Below are 16,129 nucleotides of genomic sequence, written 5' to 3' on the forward strand. Positions count from 1 at the left end.
ACATTTGTCCGCACCAGCGCCCATCATCAAGATCGACAGCATCTCGAAAAGCTTCGGCAGCTTCAAGGTGCTGGACGGCCTGTCGATGCAAGTCATGCCCGGCGAGAAGCTGGCACTGATCGGCCCATCGGGTTCGGGCAAGACGACGATCCTGCGCATCCTGATGACGCTGGAGCGCATCGATGGCGGTCATATCCAGATCGACGGCGAGCAGCTCTATCACATGGAGCGCAATGGCCAGCTGTTGCCCGCCGATGAGCGGCATCTGACAAGGATGCGCCAGAAGATCGGCATGGTGTTCCAGCTGTTCAACCTGTTTCCGCACAAGTGCGTCATGGACAATGTCACGCTGGCGCCGATGCTGACCAAGGGCACGCCGCGTGCCGCCGCCGAAAAGCGGGCGATGGAACTGCTCGAAATGGTCGGCATGGCCGACAAGGCCAAGAACATGCCGGCGCAGCTGTCCGGTGGACAGAAGCAACGCGTGGCGATCGCTCGGGCGCTGGCGCTGTCGCCGAAGATCATGCTGTTCGACGAGGTGACGTCGGCGCTCGATCCAGAGCTGGTCGAGGAGGTGATGAACGTCATGCGCAAGCTCGCCGCCGAGACCGACATGACCATGCTGCTGGTCACCCACGAGATGGGCTTTGCCCATGATTTCGCCGACCGGGTGCTGTTCTTCGATCGCGGCAGGATCGTCGAAGAAGGCAAACCGGACGAGATTTTCCGCAATCCCAAGCAGGAGCGCACGCAAGGTTTCCTGAAGAAGATCATCGCGGCCGGACATCGGGTCTGACCGCAATGCCCAGGGCGACGAAGTCGTCCCGAGGCGGCGAGGGCCGCCATGCAACAAAGCAAGACAAGAAACAAGGAGTTGGGAACAATGAACAAACTTGGCATTCTGGCCGGCGTTGCCGGTCTTGCACTGACGGCGGTGCTGGCCGCCTCGATCCCCGGTTCGGCCGATGACAGCAAGCTCGAGCAGCTCAAGGCGCAAGGTTTCGCCCGCCTCGCCATCGCCAACGAGCCGCCCTATACGGCGGTCGCCGCCGACGGCAAGGTTTCGGGTGCCGCGCCTGATGTGGCCCGCGAGATATTCAAGCGGCTCGGCGTCGCCGACGTTGCCGCTTCGATCTCCGAATATGGCGCCATGATCCCCGGCCTGCAGGCCGGTCGCTTCGATGTCGTCACCGCCGGCCTGTTCATGAAGCCGGAGCGCTGTGCTGCGGTCGCCTATTCGGAACCCGTGCTGTGCGACGCCGAGGCGATGCTGGTGAAGAAAGGCAATCCAAAGGGTTTCAAGAGCTATGAGGATGTCGCCAAGGATACGACTGCGACCATCGGCGCGCCGGGCGGCGGCACCGAGGAGAAGCTCGCGCTCAATGCCGGCGTGCCACGCGATCGCGTCATCGTCGTGCCGGATGGCCAGAGCGGCGTGAAGATGCTCCAGGATGGCCGCATCGACGCTTATTCGCTGCCCGTCCTGTCGATCAATGATCTGGTCAAGAAGGCCAACGATCCGAACCTCGAAGTCATCGCTCCGGTGCAGGGCGCACCGGTCTATTGCGACGGCGCCGCTTTCAAGAAGGGCGACGAGGCACTGCGCGACGCCTTCGATGTGGAACTGGCCAAGATGAAGAAATCGGGCGAGTTCGCCAAGATCATCGAGCCCTACGGCTTCTCGGCGGCAGCCGCGATGTCGACCAGCCGCGACAAGCTCTGCGCGGCGAAGTGATCCTTCCTTCTCCCCGTTCAACGGGGAGAAGGTGTCACGAAGTGACGGATGAGGGGCGGCGCCAAACCTTCGCAAGTTCGCGCCGCCCCTCATCTGCCTGCCGGCATCTTCTCCCCGTGAACGGGGAGAAGATGCTAAACCCAACGTTGGAAACCGAATGACCCAGTGGTCCGGCTATTTCGGCCTGATATTGCAGGGAGCGCTTGTCACCATCGAGCTGACGCTGATGGGGTCGGTGCTGGCGCTGATCATGGCCTTCCTCGCCGGCATGGGGCGCGTGTCGCGCTTCTTTGCGCTGCGTTGGTTGGCCACCGCCTACATCGAGTTCTTCCGCGGCACCTCGATCTTCGTGCAGTTGTTCTGGGCCTATTTCGTGCTGCCCTTCATCGGCATTTCGCTGACCCCGTTGCAGGCCGGCGTGCTGGCGCTCGGCCTCAATGTCGGCGCCTACGCCGCCGAAGTGGTGCGCGGTGCCATCCAGTCGATCGGCCGCGAACAGTATGAGGCCTGCACAGCGCTCAATCTCGGCCGCTGGCAAGGCATGCGCCACATCATCCTGCCACAGGCGCTGCTGGTGATGCTGCCGACCTTTGGCAACAATGCCATCGAATTGCTCAAGGCGACCGCCGTGGTGTCGCTGATCTCGCTCACCGACCTGACCTTCCAGGCGCAGGTGGTGCGCGCCCAGACCGGCAACACCCTGGTGCCGTTCACCACCATCCTGATCATCTATTTCATCCTCGCCCTGCTCATCTCGTGGGGCGTGCGCTCGCTGGAACGACGCATGGCGCGCGGCCTCGACGGGGTGCGTGCCTGATGGCCAACTCCCTTCTGATAAATTGGGCCTACTGATGGAATGGGATTGGAATTTCGTCTGGGAAATCATGCCAACGCTGATCCAGGGCGTGAAGATCACCATCCTGGCGACGCTGCTCGGCTCGGTGCTGGCGGCGATCGTCGGGCTTGGCATTGCGCTGGCGCGCCGCTCGCCCAACAAGGCGTTGTCGCGCACGGTCGGCTGGGCGGCTGAATTCATCCGCGGCACGCCGCTGCTGGTGCAGCTCTATTTCATCTTCTACGTGCTGCCCGACATCGGCATCCTGCTGCCGCCGCTGGTCGCCGGTGTCATCGGGCTCGGGCTGCATTACGGCACCTATACGGCCGAGGTCTATCGTGCCGGCATCGACAATGTGCCGCGCGGCCAATGGGAGGCCGCCAAGGCGTGCAATTTGAGCGCCAGTCAGACCTGGACCCACATCATCATTCCGCAGGCTATCCCACCGATGATTCCGGCGCTCGCCAATTACTTTATCGCCATGTTCAAGGAAACGCCGCTGCTGTCGGCGATCACCGTGCTGGAACTGATGAACCAGGCCAAAAGCGTCGCCAACACCTACTATCGCTATATCGAGCCGATCACCCTGGTCGGTGCTTTCTTCCTGGTCATCAGTCTGTTTTCGGTCGTGTTGCTGCGCTGGCTGGAACGCCGCTACGGCAAGATCGAGAGGTAACCGATGAAACCCTTGCCCGAGATCAAGGTGTATCCAAAACGGCCGGCACTGGATGCGCGTCCGCTGGAGCGGCGCATCGGCCTGATCATCCTGGCCACCGACCACACCAGCGAACCGGATTTCCGCCGCATGGTGGCGAGCGAACGCGTCGGCGTCTATGTCGCGCGCATTCCCTATGCCAACCCGACGACGCCCGAAAACCTGCGCAAGATGCAGCCGGCGCTGACGGCGGGCGCGGCCCTGATCCTGCCGGATGAGCCACTCGATGCCGTCTGCTATTCCTGCACTTCGGCCTCGGTGGTGATCGGCGATGCCGAGATCGTGGCGGCGATCCAGGTCGCAAAGCCCGGCGTGCCGGTAATCACCCCGCCGATGGCGGGCGTGCGCGGGCTGCGTGCGCTGGGCGCAAGCAAGATCAGCATCCTCACTCCCTACACGGTCGAGACATCCAGGCCGATGGTCGCCTATTTCGCGGCGCACGGCTTCGAGATCGCCAGCTTCACCTGCCTCGGTTTCGAGGACGACCGCGAGATGGCGCGCATCGCACCGGCGGCCCTCGTCGAACTGGCGCGTGAGGCGACCGACACCAGCGCCGATGCGCTGTTCGTCTCCTGCACGGCGCTGCGTAGCGCCCTCGCGGTCACCGGAATGGAAAAAACTATTGGACGTCCCGTGGTGACCAGCAACCAGGCGACCGCCTGGAATTGTCTGCGGCTGTGCGGAGATGACACGCCGCGTCCCGAATTCGGCCGTCTGATGACGCAGCCATTTGCCGCCTGATTGATGATCATGACACAGGTCACTCTTGAGCACATTCGCGCCGCGCATGAGCGCATTGCCGGCAAGGTCGAGCGCACGCCGACCGTGCTGTCCCAAAGTCTTTCCGAAGGGCTGGGCGTCCCCGTCCACCTCAAGCTCGAACACCGGCAGACCACCGGCAGCTTCAAGCTGCGCGGCGCCTCGAATGCCGTCGCTTCGCTCAGCACCGCGGAGAAGGCGCGTGGCGTGGTCGCGGCCTCGACCGGCAACCACGGCCGCGCGCTGGCGCATGCGGCGAAGCTTGAGGGCATGCGCGCGGTGATCTGCATGTCGCGGCTGGTGCCTGAAAACAAGCTCGACGAGATCCGCCGGCTGGGCGCGGAGGTTCGCATTATCGGCAACAGTCAGGACGATGCCCAGCAGGAGGTCGATCGGCTGGTGGCGCAAGAGGGGCTGGTTATGCTGCCGCCCTTCGACCATCCCGACATTGTCGCCGGGCAAGGCACGCTCGGGCTTGAGATGATCGAACAGGTCCCGGATGCTGCCCTCGTCCTGGTGCAGTTGTCGGGTGGCGGGCTCGCCTCAGGCGTTGCCGCGGCCATCAAAGGCGTCAGCCCCGGCACAAAGATCATCGGTGTCTCGATGGCTCGTGGCGCGGCGATGAAGGCCAGCCTCGATGCCGGCCGCCCGGTGCTGGTGGAGGAATTGCCGACGCTGGCGGATTCGCTCGGCGGCGGCATCGGCCTCGACAACCGGCTGACCTTCGCCATGTGCCGCGACCTGCTCGATGGTATCGTCCTGCTTAGCGAGGACGAGATCGCCGCCGGCATCCGTCACGCCTATGCGCGCGAACGCGAAATCGTCGAGGGCGCCGGCGCGGTCGGCATCGCCGCGCTGCTCGCCGGCAAGGTCAGGTCGGACGGGCCGGTGGTCGTGCTTCTCTCCGGCCGCAACATCGATATGGACGCGCACCGCAGGATCGTCTGCGGCGAGGCGCCATCGCTCAAGGAGCACGCCGCATGAGCCGGATGACGATCCTCACCGAACAAGAATTGCGCGCGATCGTGACACTCGATCTCGATGCAGTCGCCTGCGTCGAAAACGCCTTCCGTGCGCTTGCCACCCTGCCGGTGGCGATGCCGCCGATCCTGCGGCTCGACATTCCCGAGCATCGCGGCGAGGTCGACGTGAAGACCGCCTACGTGCCTGATATCGACGGTTTCGCCATCAAGATCAGCCCCGGCTTCTTCGACAATCCGAAGCTCGGCCTGCCCAGCGTCAACGGCATGATGGTGCTGCTGTCGTCCAAAACCGGGCTGGTCGAAGCACTGCTGCTCGACAACGGCTATCTCACGGATATCCGAACCGCTGCTGCCGGCGCCGTCGCCGCCAAACATCTGTCGCGGCAGGACTCGTCAGTTGCCGCGATCTTCGGCGCCGGCGTCCAGGCCGGGTTGCAATTGGAAGCCCTGATGCTGGTGCGGCCGATTTCCGAGGCGCGCATCTGGGCGCGCGATGTGGCAAAGGCCGAGGCAACCGCCGGAGCCCTGCGCGAAAAGCTCGGCATTCTCGTGCATGCCGAGCCCGACGCGGCAAACGCAGTTGTCGGCGCCGACATCATCGTCACCACCACGCCTTCGACCGAGCCGCTGATCAAGGCGGGTTTCGTTTCCGCCGGCCAGCACATCACGGCGATGGGCTCCGACGCCGAGCACAAGAACGAGATCGCGCCGGCAATCCTGCGCATGGCCGACCTCTATGTCGCCGACAGCGCCCGTCAGACGCGGCGGCTGGGTGAGCTGCATCACGCCATCGCGGCGGGCGTGATGGCCGCTGACGAAGAGGTGACCGAACTTGGCCAGATCATCGCCGGTAAACGGCATGGTCGGCGCTCGGCCAGCGACATCACCATCGCCGATCTGACCGGCACCGGCGTTCAGGATACGGCGATAGCTACGTTCGCCCGCGATCGGGCGCGGGTGGCCGGTTCCGGGGCCATTTTCGAAAGCTGATGCTGGCCAAGGCGTGATCCGGAAAAATGGGAACCGGTTTTCCGAAAGATCACGCCCAAACAAGAACGACGGGCCGGTTTCAACGAAGTTGAAACAGGCTCAAGGCCCAACAAACGAGGACCAAGAACAATGCAACCGAACCTGAGATTCTCGCGCGGCGAATATGCGGATCGCCTCGCCAAGACACGCAAAGCCATGGAGGTGAAGGGCGTCGATCTTCTTGTTATCAGCGACCCGTCCAACATGGCCTGGCTGACCGGCTATGACGGCTGGTCGTTCTACGTGCATCAGGCGGTTATCGTGCCGCCATCGGGCGAGCCGGTCTGGTACGGCCGTGGCCAGGACGCCAACGGTGCCAAGCGCACTGCCTATCTCGCGCATGACAACATCGTCGGCTATGCCGATCACTATGTGCAGTCGACCGAGCGCCACCCGATGGATTTTTTGGCCAGCGTGCTTGCGGATCGCGGCTGGGGCAAGCTGACAGTCGGCGTTGAGATGGACAATTACTGGTTCTCGGCCGCCGCCTTCGCATCGCTGCAGAAGCATTTGCCCAATGCCCGCTTTGTCGATGCCACCGCGCTGGTCAACTGGCAGCGCGCGGTGAAGAGCTCGACCGAGATCGACTATATGCGCAAGGCGGCTCGCATCGTCGAGGCGATGCACCAGCGCATCTTCGACAAGATCGAGGTCGGCATGCGCAAATGCGATCTCGTTGCCGAAATCTATGATGCCGGCACGCGCGGCGTCGACGGCATCGGCGGCGACTATCCGGCGATCGTGCCGCTGCTGCCGTCGGGTGCCGATGCCTCGGCGCCGCATCTGACTTGGGACGACAGACCGATGAAGCGGGACGAGGGCACCTTCTTCGAGATCGCCGGCTGCTACAACCGCTATCACTGCCCGCTGTCGCGCACCGTCTTCCTCGGCAAGCCGACGCAGGAATTCCTCGATGCCGAGAAGGCGACGCTGGAAGGCATGGAAGCGGGGCTGGCCGCGGCCAAACCCGGCAACGCCTGTGAGGACATCGCCAACGCCTTCTTCGCCGTGCTGAAGAAGTATGGCATCGTCAAGGACAACCGCACCGGCTATTCGATCGGACTGTCCTATCCGCCGGACTGGGGCGAGCGCACGATGAGCTTGCGTCCCGGCGACCGCACCGAACTCAAGCCCGGCATGACCTTCCATTTCATGACCGGCCTGTGGCTGGAAACGATGGGACTGGAGATCACCGAGTCCATCCTGATCACCGAAACCGGTGTGGAGTGCCTGGCCAATGTGCCGCGTAAGCTGGTGGTGAAGGATTGAGCCCGATGTCGAATCTACGCTCATCACCGGTCGCGCCGACCGTCGATTTCGACCGCGACGGCGTCCAGCACGGCTTCCTGCGCTTGCCCTACAGCCGCGACGATTCCGCGTGGGGCTCGGTGATGATCCCGATCTGCGTCATCCGCAACGGCAACGGACCGGCAGCTCTGCTGTCCGGCGCCAACCATGGCGACGAATATGAGGGGCCGCTGGCCCTCTACGATCTCGCCAGGACCCTCGATCCCAGGCAAGTCAGCGGCACGGTGATCATCGTGCCGGCAATGAACTATCCGGCCTTCCGCGCCGGCACGCGCACCTCGCCGATCGACAAGGGCAACATGAACCGCAGCTTTCCCGGCCGGCCGGACGGAACGGTGACCGAAAAGATCGCCGATTACTTTCAACGTGAGCTGCTGCCTCGCGCCGACATCGTGTTCGACTTCCACTCCGGCGGCAAGACGCTGGACTTCGTGCCGTTCTGCGCGGCGCACACTTTGCCCGACAAGGCGCTGGAACAGAAAGCCTTTGACGCGGTCGCGGCCTTTGCCGCTCCGTTCTCGATGCGCATGATCGAGATCGACGCCGTTGGCATGTACGACACGGCAGCCGAGGAGATGGGCAAGGTCTTCGTCAGCACCGAACTTGGCGGCGGCGGCACGTCGCGCGCGCAAACCGTGCGGATCGCGAGGCGCGGCATTCTCAACGTGCTGCGTCATGCCGGCATTGTAGATGGTGCGGTCGAGAAGACTCGAACCCAGTGGCTCGACATGCCGTCGGGCGATTGTTTCTCGTTCGCCGAAGACGACGGCATGATCGAAACCATGGTCGATCTCGGTGAGCCCGTCAAAGAAGGCTCGGTGCTGGCGCGCATTCATTCCACCGGCCGCACCGGCGTCGCTCCGCAGGAGATCCGGGCAAAAATGTCGGGCATGCTTGCGGCGCGGCATTTCCCCGGGCTGGTTAAGGCCGGCGACTGCGCGGCGGTGGTGGCTGTGCACGTCTGAGCGGCTCCGCCGGGGCCTGCTCCACCCGGTTCGGGTCCATCGTCACTTGTTCTGCGTCCGTCGCGGAGCCCTTCGGCGCGGCGGAAAGAAGCAGGATAGCGGGCGGAGTCGACATTGCAGGAGGATGTCACTATATAGCGGCGGCTTCGACCCGCGCGCCCGAGGGCAGCACCTCGAAGCAACTGTGAATGTGTAGTGTTTTGCGCCATCTATTGTGACGGAAATCGGCTCGGAAACCGGAAAAAAGCAAATAGAAACAGTGGCGCAGCGCTGGGTGTGACCCAGCCAACGGTACCGACCCCTCCAGAATCAGAAAATGCCCTTGACCCCTCGATTTCCTATGGCTCTGTGGACCTTGGACGGCATTGGCTTGCCGGCTGACCGCGACTCGGCTGGAATGGGGACATGCATCCTTTGCGGGATGTCGACGTTTATGATTACCAACCGGCTTTGCCGCCAGGGAACAGCAGTATGAGCGAACACGCCATCGAATTCTTGCGGGGATGGATCGGCGAAAAGGTCCATTGCCAATCCTCCCAGGCAAGGATCGACAAGCAGGCCGAAACCTTGGCCAAGGAGTGCGCCGCCGAGGCGGCCGAGGTCGGCATTCCGCTGGAGGATATCCAGGAAGAAGTCGGCGATATCCAGGAACTTATCGCATCCCGGCTTGAGGAAGCGGCCGAGGCCGAAGAAAGCCAGCAGGCCCCCAGAAAAGCCGCGGAATGATCAAAGCCGCCGAATGATCGCATAGCGGCGACATTGTTGCAGCGCGGGCTTCTGGCCCGCGTTTTTGTCTTCAGCCAAAGGTCTCCTTCAGCCACGTCTTCGGCAGCGCCGGCACGAAATTCCCGTCCCGTCCGGTCATATCGTCATTGGCAACCAGCGCGTTGAGGATTGCTTCCTCTACGGTCTGGATCACCGCATCGAAAAACGGATCGATGTCGGTATCGGGAATAAAATCGGCACTGGCGATGCGGCCGGATGGCGCCCGCGCGGCGCTCGCATTGGCGGTCGAGAAGGCGATGAAAATGTCGCCTGAACTGTGATACCCGAAGCCTCCGGTCATGGCGACGCCAAGCGGCACCCGTCGGGCCAGCCGCTTCATCTGATGCGGCAGGAACGGTGCGTCGGTGGCGATGACGGCGATGATCGAACCCTTTTCGGCGCGCGGTGTGCCTTCGCGGACAGCCGGTTCGACGAGTTGCGGCCCGGCGCGCAGGCCGCGAATGGTTATATTGCGCCGTTTGCCAAAATTGGACTGCACGAAGGCGCCGACCGTATAGGCACGGCCGTGCCATTCGACGATGCGCGATGCCGTGCCGGAGCCGGCCTTGAAGCCGAAGGTGATCATGCCGGTGCCGCCGCCGACGCTGCCTTCCTCGATCGGTCCGCCGGCGGCACCGTCGAGGGCCTGCGCAACATGCTCCGACGTCAAATGGTGGCCGTTGATGTCGTTGAGGAAGCCGTCATAGGTCTCCGCCGCCACCGGCAGTCCCCAGCCGCTGTCGAGCGCCGCCGGCAGCACGCTTTGCATCCAGCGCAGCGTGCCGTCGCGGGAAACACCGCAGGAATGCGTGTTGGTGATGGTGATCGGGAAGTTGAAAGCGCCGGTTTCCTCGACGATGTGCGAGCCGGTCAGTTCGCCGTTTCCGTTCTGGCTGAAGATCCCGGCGAAGACCGGGTTGGCGAGGTCGGCAAGCGGCCTGGGCAGGATCGCGGTCACGCCGGTGCGCACCGGTCCCTTGCCGACGACAAGCGCGCCATCGCCCGAGATCAGCGTCGCATAGCCGACCGCGACGCCGGGCACATCGGTGATCGCGTTGAACGGTCCAGGCCGTCCGTCGAAGCCGATGCCGAAATTTCGCGCGCGCGGTTTGCCTGAGGGCGTTGCCAGATGATGCGGATTGTCGGTCATGGTGTCAGAATAGGGATCCCTGATTGCCAGGCTCTTTGGCCTTGGCCGCCGGCTTGGCCACGGCTTTCGGTTTTGCCGTGCCGCTGATTGCCACCGCATCGGCGGTCCCGTCGGCGAACTCGAGCGAAAGCGCCATTCCCGACGCCACGTCGGCAGCCTGCTTGACGACGGTGCCATCCGCATCTCTCACCAGCGCAAAGCCGCGGGCCAGGACGGCCTTGTGCGACAGCGACGCCATCAACCTGTCGGCCTGGACGATGCGGCCGCGCAGGCGCTCCAGCCTGAGCACCACTGCTTGCGTGCCGCGTCTTGTCAAAGCTGTCAGCAAATCCCTCTGCACGCGTTGCCGCCGTGCCGTCGGCTCGATCGTGATGCGGCCTTGCAGCATGGCCAGTTGCTGCTTGTGCCGCTGCAGCGATGCCCTGGCACATTTTGGCAATTGATCCGCCGCCCGGTTAAGCTCCGCACGCCGGGCTCTTGCCATCGCACGCAGTGCCCGTTGTGCTCGCAAAAGATTGCGTTCGTTGGTGCGCCGGGCCTCTGCAATGCGCTGCGACAGCATTGCCGGTGTCAGTTTCACGGCAAAAAACCTTGCACGCTTGCGTTCGGTGGAGACCAACAGGCCCCGGCCCAGCCTGGATGTCGCCTCATCGAGGCGCCGGCGCGGCAGCGCCAGCAATTGATCGGGCGAGGGCAGAGCCCGGGCGGCGGCACGGGCGGCCTGCCGCTTGCGCTCGAAATTGCGCAGCACCGCCGCTTTCAGCCGCGCACCGAGGCTGGCAAGCGTTGCTTCGAGGTCGGCCTTCACCGGCACGGCGATTTCGGCCGCGCCTGTCGGTGTCGGCGCTCGCACGTCGGCAACGAGGTCGATCAGCGTCCAATCGGTCTCGTGGCCGACAGCCGAGATCACCGGAATGCCGGAAGCGGCAACCGCGCGGGCGAGCGCCTCGTCGTTGAACCCCCAGAGGTCTTCGAGGCTGCCGCCGCCACGCGCAACGATCAACAGATCGGGCCGCTGGATGGCGCCATCCCATGCCAGCGCGTTGAAGCCGTTGACCGCGGCAGTCACTTCCGCGCCTGACGTCTCGCCTTGCACGCGCACCGGCCAGACCAGGACATGCAGCGGAAAGCGGTCCTTGATGCGGTGGATGATGTCGCGGATGACGGACCCTGTCGGCGAGGTGACGACGCCGATGACGCACGGCATGAACGGCAGCAGCCGCTTGCGACCGGTGTCGAACAGCCCCTCGGCCTGCAGCCGCCGCTTGCGCTCCTCCAGCAGCGCCATCAGGGCGCCGGCGCCAGCCGGCTCCAGATTGTCGATGACGATCTGGTAGTTGGATTTGCCGGGATAGGTGGTGAGCTTGCCGGTGGCGATCACCTCCATGCCCTCTTCGGGACGGAACTTCAGCCGGCTCATCGTGCCTTTCCACACCACGGCGTCGAGCCGCGCGCGGTCGTCCTTCAGCGCGAAATAGGCATGACCTGAGGAATGCGGCCCGCGATAGCCTGATATCTCGCCACGCACCCGCACATTGCCGAAAACGTCCTCGACCGTGCGCTTCAGCGCGCCGGAAATCTCGCTCACCGTATATTCGGCGGCGTTGGTGCGTGATTCGGATGCTACTTCGCTCATCCGTCGATTGGGGAACGGTTGGGCGCCCGCGTCAAGGCGGTTGCGTCGGGCCAGCCGTTCATAACCCGCACACCTGGCCCTGCCTACCAGCCGGGCAGGATCTGGTTCGGCTTGGTTCGCCGCAGCTTGGTGAAGGCGAGCGCTGCGAAATCGAACGTTCCGGGGTCTTCGCCGACCGGCACCGAGATGTTGTCCAGGCTTTCCGAAATATGGCGGGCGAGCGCATCGACGATCTCCGGCCGCGACGTCTGGCCGCGCATGATGCCGATGCGGCAATCGGGCAGGGCGCCGAAGCCGTCGGCTTCGCCCAGCACCCGCATACCGGGTCTGAGCGCGCATTCCGGCAGCACCGAGATTGCCAGCCCGGAAAGCACCGCGGCGGTGATGACGGTGGCCGAGAAACTGGTGAACAGGATACGATAGTCGCGGTTCTGCTGGTCGAGCACATCGACGGCGGCGCGCCGCCAGATGCAGTTCGGCCGGCCGAAGGCCATCGGCAGCGTTTCCTGCTCATGCGTGGCATGATTGGCCGAGGTGACCCACAGCAGCGGTTCGCGCCGCACCACCTCCGACTGGCCGCGTACGTCGTTGTGCGTCACCAGCGCGAGGTCGAGATTGCCGCGCTTGATATGCTCGACCAGCCCCGGCGTCGGCTCGCAGATGACGGTGAGTTCGACGCGCGGATTGGAGCGGGTGAACCGTGCCATGATCTCGGGCAGGAAACGATCGGCGTAGTCGTCGGGCGTGCCGATGCGGATCGTGCCTTCGAGCCGCCGGTCGTCGAAGGCCGCCAGGGTCTCGCGGTTGAGATAGAGCAGCCGCCGCGCATAGGAGAGCAGCTTGTCGCCTTCCTCGGTCAGCCTGTTGGTGCGTCCGTCCTTTTCGAACAGCGGCTTGCCCAGCCGCTCCTCCAGCCGGCGCATCTGCATCGACACCGCCGACTGGGTCCGGTGCACCTCTTCGGCTGCTCGCGTGAAGCTGCCGGTGTCGGCAATCGAGATGAAGGTCTGCAACTGATCGAGATCGAGCGGCGATTTCATCGATATGATCCATCACTGGTGTTGATGGTAAAGATTAGAAACATTCGTTGGATTAATCAATCGGCCGATGGCAAATTGGCATTGTCCACATGAAGGCATGTGAATCGAAGCCGGAACGGCCGCTGTCGCCAGCGCCGATCGCAAGGCTTTGCCCGTTCGAGTCTGAAGGAGACCGACAATGACCACGTTCGATTTCGCCACCGAGACCCCGCGCATCACCTCGCGTCCGGCCGTTGCGACGCGCGTGGCCAACACCGTCTCCAACATCTACCGCGCCTGGAAAAACCGCCGCGCCTTTTATCGCCTTGGCGAGATGTCGGACGCCGAACTCGCCGATATCGGCCTGACGCGCGCCGACCTGCATGTCGCTATCGACGTGCCGTTTGGCCGCGACCCGACGGCGATGCTGCGCGAGATCGCCAGTGATCGCATCGAAACGATCGAGGATTTCGCTCGCAAGGTGGCCTGATCGGTTGCTTGTTGTTTAGGTTGCCGTGAACCTTTTCAGGGTTCGACGCGACTGACGAGTATGCAGGCTCCCACTCCCTGCCGGATCCCCCCGGCCCGCCTGCACTCTGCCCGGTCCTCCCAGGACCGGGCTTTTCTCTTTCTACCTCAGCGAAGACCGCCTACCGCCGGTCCATGTCCCGCTTAAACTGGTCGAAGATTGTCTCCACGCCCTTCTGGTAGTCATCACGCTGCTGGGCGCCGGTTTCGAACATCTTGCCGAACAGGTCGTCGAACGGGTTTTTCGGCCGGCCGCTCGGATTGGCCTGTGGCTGCGGTGCCTGACGTTGCGGGGGCGCTTGAGGCTGTTGCGGCGCCGGCTGTCCGCCGGGGATGCCGCCTAAGCCACCGCCACCTTGCCGCAGCATCTCCTCGAAGATTTTCCCCAGCGGATTGTCTCCGTAGGGGCTTTGCGTCTGCTGGGGCTGCGGCTGCGCCCGCCCCTGCGGCTGCGGCTGAGGCGCGCCACCGCCGAACATGTCCTGCAGCACCTTGCCGAGCGGATTGTCGCCGTAGGGATTGGGTGCCGGCTGCGTCTGGCTTTGCGGCTGTGGCTGAGCCGCGCCGCCGCCGAACATGTCCTGCAACACCTTGCCGAGCGGGTTGTCCATCGGGTTCTGGGGCGGCGGCGCCTGGCGCGGCTGCGGCGCCGGGGCCTGCATGCCGCCGCCTTGCCGCATCATCTGCTCGATGATCTCGCCGAGCGGATTGTTGCCGCCGCCGCCAAAACCGCCGGCGGCCTGCATCTGGTTTGCCGTCTGCTTGAACAGCCCGCCCATGACCATCGAGGCGATCGCCGGCAGCATCTGCTGCAGGATCTGCTGATTGACGCCGCTGGCTTGCGCCGCCTGGCTGGCCACGGCGCGAGACAGATCCTTCGAACCGAACAGGTGCCCGAGAATGCCGTTGCCCTCATCGACGCCTTGCGGCGAGAAGGCCCGGGTTGCGTCCTCGAAATACTTGGCGTGCTGGCCGCTGGCCATCGCCGTCATGAAGGCGCCGAGCCCATAGGGGTCGGCGGTGTTGCGTTGCAGCCCCTGCGAAAAGGCCGGCAGCAATGCGGCAACCGCCGCTTGCGTCTGCTGCATTGAAAGCCCGTATTGCTGGGCAAGGGCCTGCATGCCATTGCCGTTCTGGGCCTGCGTCAGCATGTCGAACAAGGTGGGCATCGGCGTCTCCTCCGGAAATCCTCGCCGAAGAAGCCTAGTTTGTTTCCACTTCCGATTGAAGCGACTTTTGCCGGCCGGTCAGCTTTGCCAAATCCGAGGGTTAATAGGCGTATTCCATGAAAACCGGCTCGATCGAGCCGCCCCAGCGCGTGTGGTAGGCCGACAGCATCTCCTCGGCGCTGGTGGTGCCCCGCGCCACCACTTCGTCCAACGTGTTGAGGAAGGAGGTCTCGTCGTAGCCGTCGCGGTTCTTCTTGCCACGGTTCTTCAGTCCCATGCGGGAAATGACCATCACGTCACGCGCGATCTCGCGCAGCGTGGTGTTGCGGAAGGGTGCGGAGATGCCTTGTTCCGGCACGGCATTGCGCATCGCCAGCGTTTCTTCATACGTCCAGCTCGAGGTCAGCGCCTCGGCGGCATCGAGTGCGGCCTCATCATAAAGCAATCCGACCCAGAAGGCCGGCAGCGCGCAAATGCGCCGCCATGGCCCGCCATCGGCGCCGCGCATCTCGAGGAAGCGCTTCAGCCGCACATCCGGGAACAGCGTTGACAGATGGTTCGCCCAGTCGCCCATTGTCGGCAGCCCGTCCGGCACTTCATTGCGCGCGGCCCCGGCCATGAACTGGCGGAAGGTGATGTGGGTCATGTCGTGATAGCGACCGTCGCGGATGACGAAATACATCGGCACGTCGAGCGCCCATTCGACATAGTCGGCGAAACCGAAATCGGGCGAGAAGCAGAATTCGAGCAGGCCCGAGCGCTGGTTGTCGGTGTCACGCCAAATGTCGCCGCGCCAGCTCTGCAAGCCGTTCGGGTGGCTTTCGGTGAAAGGCGAATTGGCGAACAAGGCCGTCGACAGCGGCTGCAGCTTCAACGACACCTGCATCTTGCGGCGCATGTCGGCCTCGCTCTCGAAGTCGAGATTCACCTGGATCGTGCAGGTGCGGTACATCATGTCGAGGCCCTTGGTGCCGACCTTGGGCATGTAGCGCGTCATGATCTCGTAGCGCGATTTCGGCATTTTCGGCGTCTCGGCAAGCGACCATTTCGGGCTGCCGCCGAGGCCGAGGAAGCGGATGCCCATCGGCTCGGCGATCTCGCGCACCTGCGCCAGATGGGCGTTGCCCTCGCGGCAGGTCTGGTGGATCGTCTCCAGCGGTGCGCCGGAAAGCTCGAACTGGCCGCCGGGTTCCAGCGAAATCGCACCCTGGCCGGTCGGTTCGACCAGGCCGATGATGCGGCCGTCATCGACGATCGGGTCCCAGCCGAGCTTTTCCTGCATGCCTTCGAGGATGGCGCGGATGCCGCGCTCGCCGCCATAGGGGACCGGTGCATTGCCGTCGACATAGAAGGGGAATTTCTCGTGCTCGGTGCCGATGCGCCATTTGTCGCGCGGCTTGTTGCCTTCGGCCAGGTGCTCGACGAGTTCGTCGACACCTTCGATCGGGCGGAAATCGGTCGTATCGCGCGCCATGATGGTACCCTCAGAGGCGGCCGGATGACCGCCGGCGGTAAATGGACGAAATGTCAGCA

General features: G+C 64.0%; 16 protein-coding genes. 11 read left to right on the forward strand and 5 right to left on the reverse strand.

What is annotated here, in order from left to right; translation table 11 throughout:
* Positions 1-4: 4 nt before the first annotated feature.
* From ehuA to P3C39_RS20860, 10 genes are all read left to right on the forward strand, one after another.
* A complete protein-coding gene (gene ehuA / locus P3C39_RS20815) occupies positions 5-796 on the forward strand; it encodes an ectoine/hydroxyectoine ABC transporter ATP-binding protein EhuA (protein WP_027162225.1) in 792 nt (263 codons plus the stop codon).
* Positions 797-883: 87 nt separating this feature from the next.
* Positions 884-1,735, forward strand: a complete 852-nt coding sequence (ehuB, locus tag P3C39_RS20820) for an ectoine/hydroxyectoine ABC transporter substrate-binding protein EhuB (RefSeq protein WP_013530327.1) — start codon at positions 884-886, stop codon at positions 1,733-1,735.
* A 157-nt stretch (positions 1,736-1,892) separates the two neighbouring features.
* Positions 1,893-2,552 (forward strand): ectoine/hydroxyectoine ABC transporter permease subunit EhuC, encoded by a 660-nt coding sequence (gene ehuC / locus P3C39_RS20825; protein ID WP_013530328.1) that lies wholly within the window; start codon positions 1,893-1,895, stop codon positions 2,550-2,552.
* 34 nt (positions 2,553-2,586) lie between these two features.
* Positions 2,587-3,246, forward strand: a complete 660-nt coding sequence (ehuD, locus tag P3C39_RS20830; protein WP_013530329.1) for an ectoine/hydroxyectoine ABC transporter permease subunit EhuD — start codon at positions 2,587-2,589, stop codon at positions 3,244-3,246.
* 3 nt (positions 3,247-3,249) lie between these two features.
* Positions 3,250-4,026 (forward strand): ectoine utilization protein EutA, encoded by a 777-nt coding sequence (gene eutA, locus P3C39_RS20835; protein WP_275953936.1) that lies wholly within the window; start codon positions 3,250-3,252, stop codon positions 4,024-4,026.
* Between the two features lie 9 nt (positions 4,027-4,035).
* Positions 4,036-5,028 carry a hydroxyectoine utilization dehydratase EutB gene (gene eutB, locus P3C39_RS20840; RefSeq protein WP_164745816.1) on the forward strand — a complete coding sequence of 331 codons (993 nt, stop codon included), beginning with the start codon at positions 4,036-4,038 and terminating at the stop codon, positions 5,026-5,028.
* Positions 5,025-6,017, forward strand: a complete 993-nt coding sequence (gene eutC, locus P3C39_RS20845; protein WP_063170121.1) for an ectoine utilization protein EutC — start codon at positions 5,025-5,027, stop codon at positions 6,015-6,017. The genes eutB and eutC overlap by 4 nt, the downstream gene beginning before the upstream one ends.
* Positions 6,018-6,146: 129 nt before the next feature.
* Positions 6,147-7,325 carry an ectoine hydrolase DoeA gene (gene doeA / locus P3C39_RS20850; RefSeq protein ID WP_063170122.1) on the forward strand — a complete coding sequence of 393 codons (1,179 nt, stop codon included), beginning with the start codon at positions 6,147-6,149 and terminating at the stop codon, positions 7,323-7,325.
* Positions 7,326-7,330: 5 nt separating this feature from the next.
* Positions 7,331-8,329, forward strand: coding sequence for a N(2)-acetyl-L-2,4-diaminobutanoate deacetylase DoeB (gene doeB / locus P3C39_RS20855; RefSeq protein ID WP_024502317.1), 999 nt, complete (start codon positions 7,331-7,333; stop codon positions 8,327-8,329).
* A 414-nt stretch (positions 8,330-8,743) separates the two neighbouring features.
* Positions 8,744-9,055, forward strand: coding sequence for a hypothetical protein (locus tag P3C39_RS20860; RefSeq protein ID WP_224675447.1), 312 nt, complete (start codon positions 8,744-8,746; stop codon positions 9,053-9,055).
* Between the two features lie 70 nt (positions 9,056-9,125).
* Here the strand turns inward: P3C39_RS20860 and P3C39_RS20865 are convergent, their stop codons facing one another.
* The 3 genes from P3C39_RS20865 to P3C39_RS20875 all read right to left on the reverse strand — a co-directional run bounded on the left by P3C39_RS20865 (position 9,126) and on the right by P3C39_RS20875 (position 12,920).
* On the reverse strand, positions 9,126-10,244 hold the full coding sequence (locus P3C39_RS20865; protein ID WP_063170123.1) for a P1 family peptidase: 1,119 nt from the start codon (positions 10,242-10,244) through the stop codon (positions 9,126-9,128).
* 4 nt (positions 10,245-10,248) lie between these two features.
* Positions 10,249-11,880, reverse strand: coding sequence for an exodeoxyribonuclease VII large subunit (xseA, locus tag P3C39_RS20870; RefSeq protein WP_275953935.1), 1,632 nt, complete (start codon positions 11,878-11,880; stop codon positions 10,249-10,251).
* 83 nt (positions 11,881-11,963) lie between these two features.
* Positions 11,964-12,920, reverse strand: a complete 957-nt coding sequence (locus P3C39_RS20875; protein WP_063170125.1) for a LysR substrate-binding domain-containing protein — start codon at positions 12,918-12,920, stop codon at positions 11,964-11,966.
* 178 nt (positions 12,921-13,098) lie between these two features.
* Between P3C39_RS20875 and P3C39_RS20880 the strand changes: the two genes are divergently transcribed.
* Positions 13,099-13,389, forward strand: coding sequence for a DUF1127 domain-containing protein (locus P3C39_RS20880; RefSeq protein WP_063170126.1), 291 nt, complete (start codon positions 13,099-13,101; stop codon positions 13,387-13,389).
* A gap of 160 nt (positions 13,390-13,549) precedes the next feature.
* Here the strand turns inward: P3C39_RS20880 and P3C39_RS20885 are convergent, their stop codons facing one another.
* Entirely contained in the window at positions 13,550-14,596 is a 1,047-nt protein-coding gene (locus tag P3C39_RS20885) for a DUF937 domain-containing protein (protein ID WP_024502320.1), read from the reverse strand.
* Between the two features lie 100 nt (positions 14,597-14,696).
* On the reverse strand, positions 14,697-16,070 hold the full coding sequence (locus P3C39_RS20890) for a glutamate--cysteine ligase (protein WP_063170127.1): 1,374 nt from the start codon (positions 16,068-16,070) through the stop codon (positions 14,697-14,699).
* Positions 16,071-16,129: the final 59 nt, after the last annotated feature.

The sequence above is a fragment of the Mesorhizobium sp. XAP4 genome, from assembly GCF_029269325.1.
GTDB classification, from domain to species: domain Bacteria; phylum Pseudomonadota; class Alphaproteobacteria; order Rhizobiales; family Rhizobiaceae; genus Mesorhizobium; species Mesorhizobium ciceri.

Coding starts and splice junctions, on each gene's coding strand:
- eutB (WP_164745816.1), top strand. CDS start 4,036: ATGACACAGGTCACTCTTGAGCACATTCGCGCCGCGCATGAGCGCATT.
- P3C39_RS20890 (WP_063170127.1), bottom strand. CDS start 16,070: ATGGCGCGCGATACGACCGATTTCCGCCCGATCGAAGGTGTCGACGAA.
- doeB (WP_024502317.1), top strand. CDS start 7,331: ATGTCGAATCTACGCTCATCACCGGTCGCGCCGACCGTCGATTTCGAC.
- P3C39_RS20865 (WP_063170123.1), bottom strand. CDS start 10,244: ATGACCGACAATCCGCATCATCTGGCAACGCCCTCAGGCAAACCGCGC.
- doeA (WP_063170122.1), top strand. CDS start 6,147: ATGCAACCGAACCTGAGATTCTCGCGCGGCGAATATGCGGATCGCCTC.
- P3C39_RS20875 (WP_063170125.1), bottom strand. CDS start 12,920: ATGAAATCGCCGCTCGATCTCGATCAGTTGCAGACCTTCATCTCGATT.
- ehuC (WP_013530328.1), top strand. CDS start 1,893: ATGACCCAGTGGTCCGGCTATTTCGGCCTGATATTGCAGGGAGCGCTT.
- eutA (WP_275953936.1), top strand. CDS start 3,250: ATGAAACCCTTGCCCGAGATCAAGGTGTATCCAAAACGGCCGGCACTG.
- xseA (WP_275953935.1), bottom strand. CDS start 11,880: ATGAGCGAAGTAGCATCCGAATCACGCACCAACGCCGCCGAATATACG.
- P3C39_RS20880 (WP_063170126.1), top strand. CDS start 13,099: ATGACCACGTTCGATTTCGCCACCGAGACCCCGCGCATCACCTCGCGT.
- P3C39_RS20885 (WP_024502320.1), bottom strand. CDS start 14,596: ATGCCCACCTTGTTCGACATGCTGACGCAGGCCCAGAACGGCAATGGC.
- ehuD (WP_013530329.1), top strand. CDS start 2,587: ATGGAATGGGATTGGAATTTCGTCTGGGAAATCATGCCAACGCTGATC.
- ehuB (WP_013530327.1), top strand. CDS start 884: ATGAACAAACTTGGCATTCTGGCCGGCGTTGCCGGTCTTGCACTGACG.
- eutC (WP_063170121.1), top strand. CDS start 5,025: ATGAGCCGGATGACGATCCTCACCGAACAAGAATTGCGCGCGATCGTG.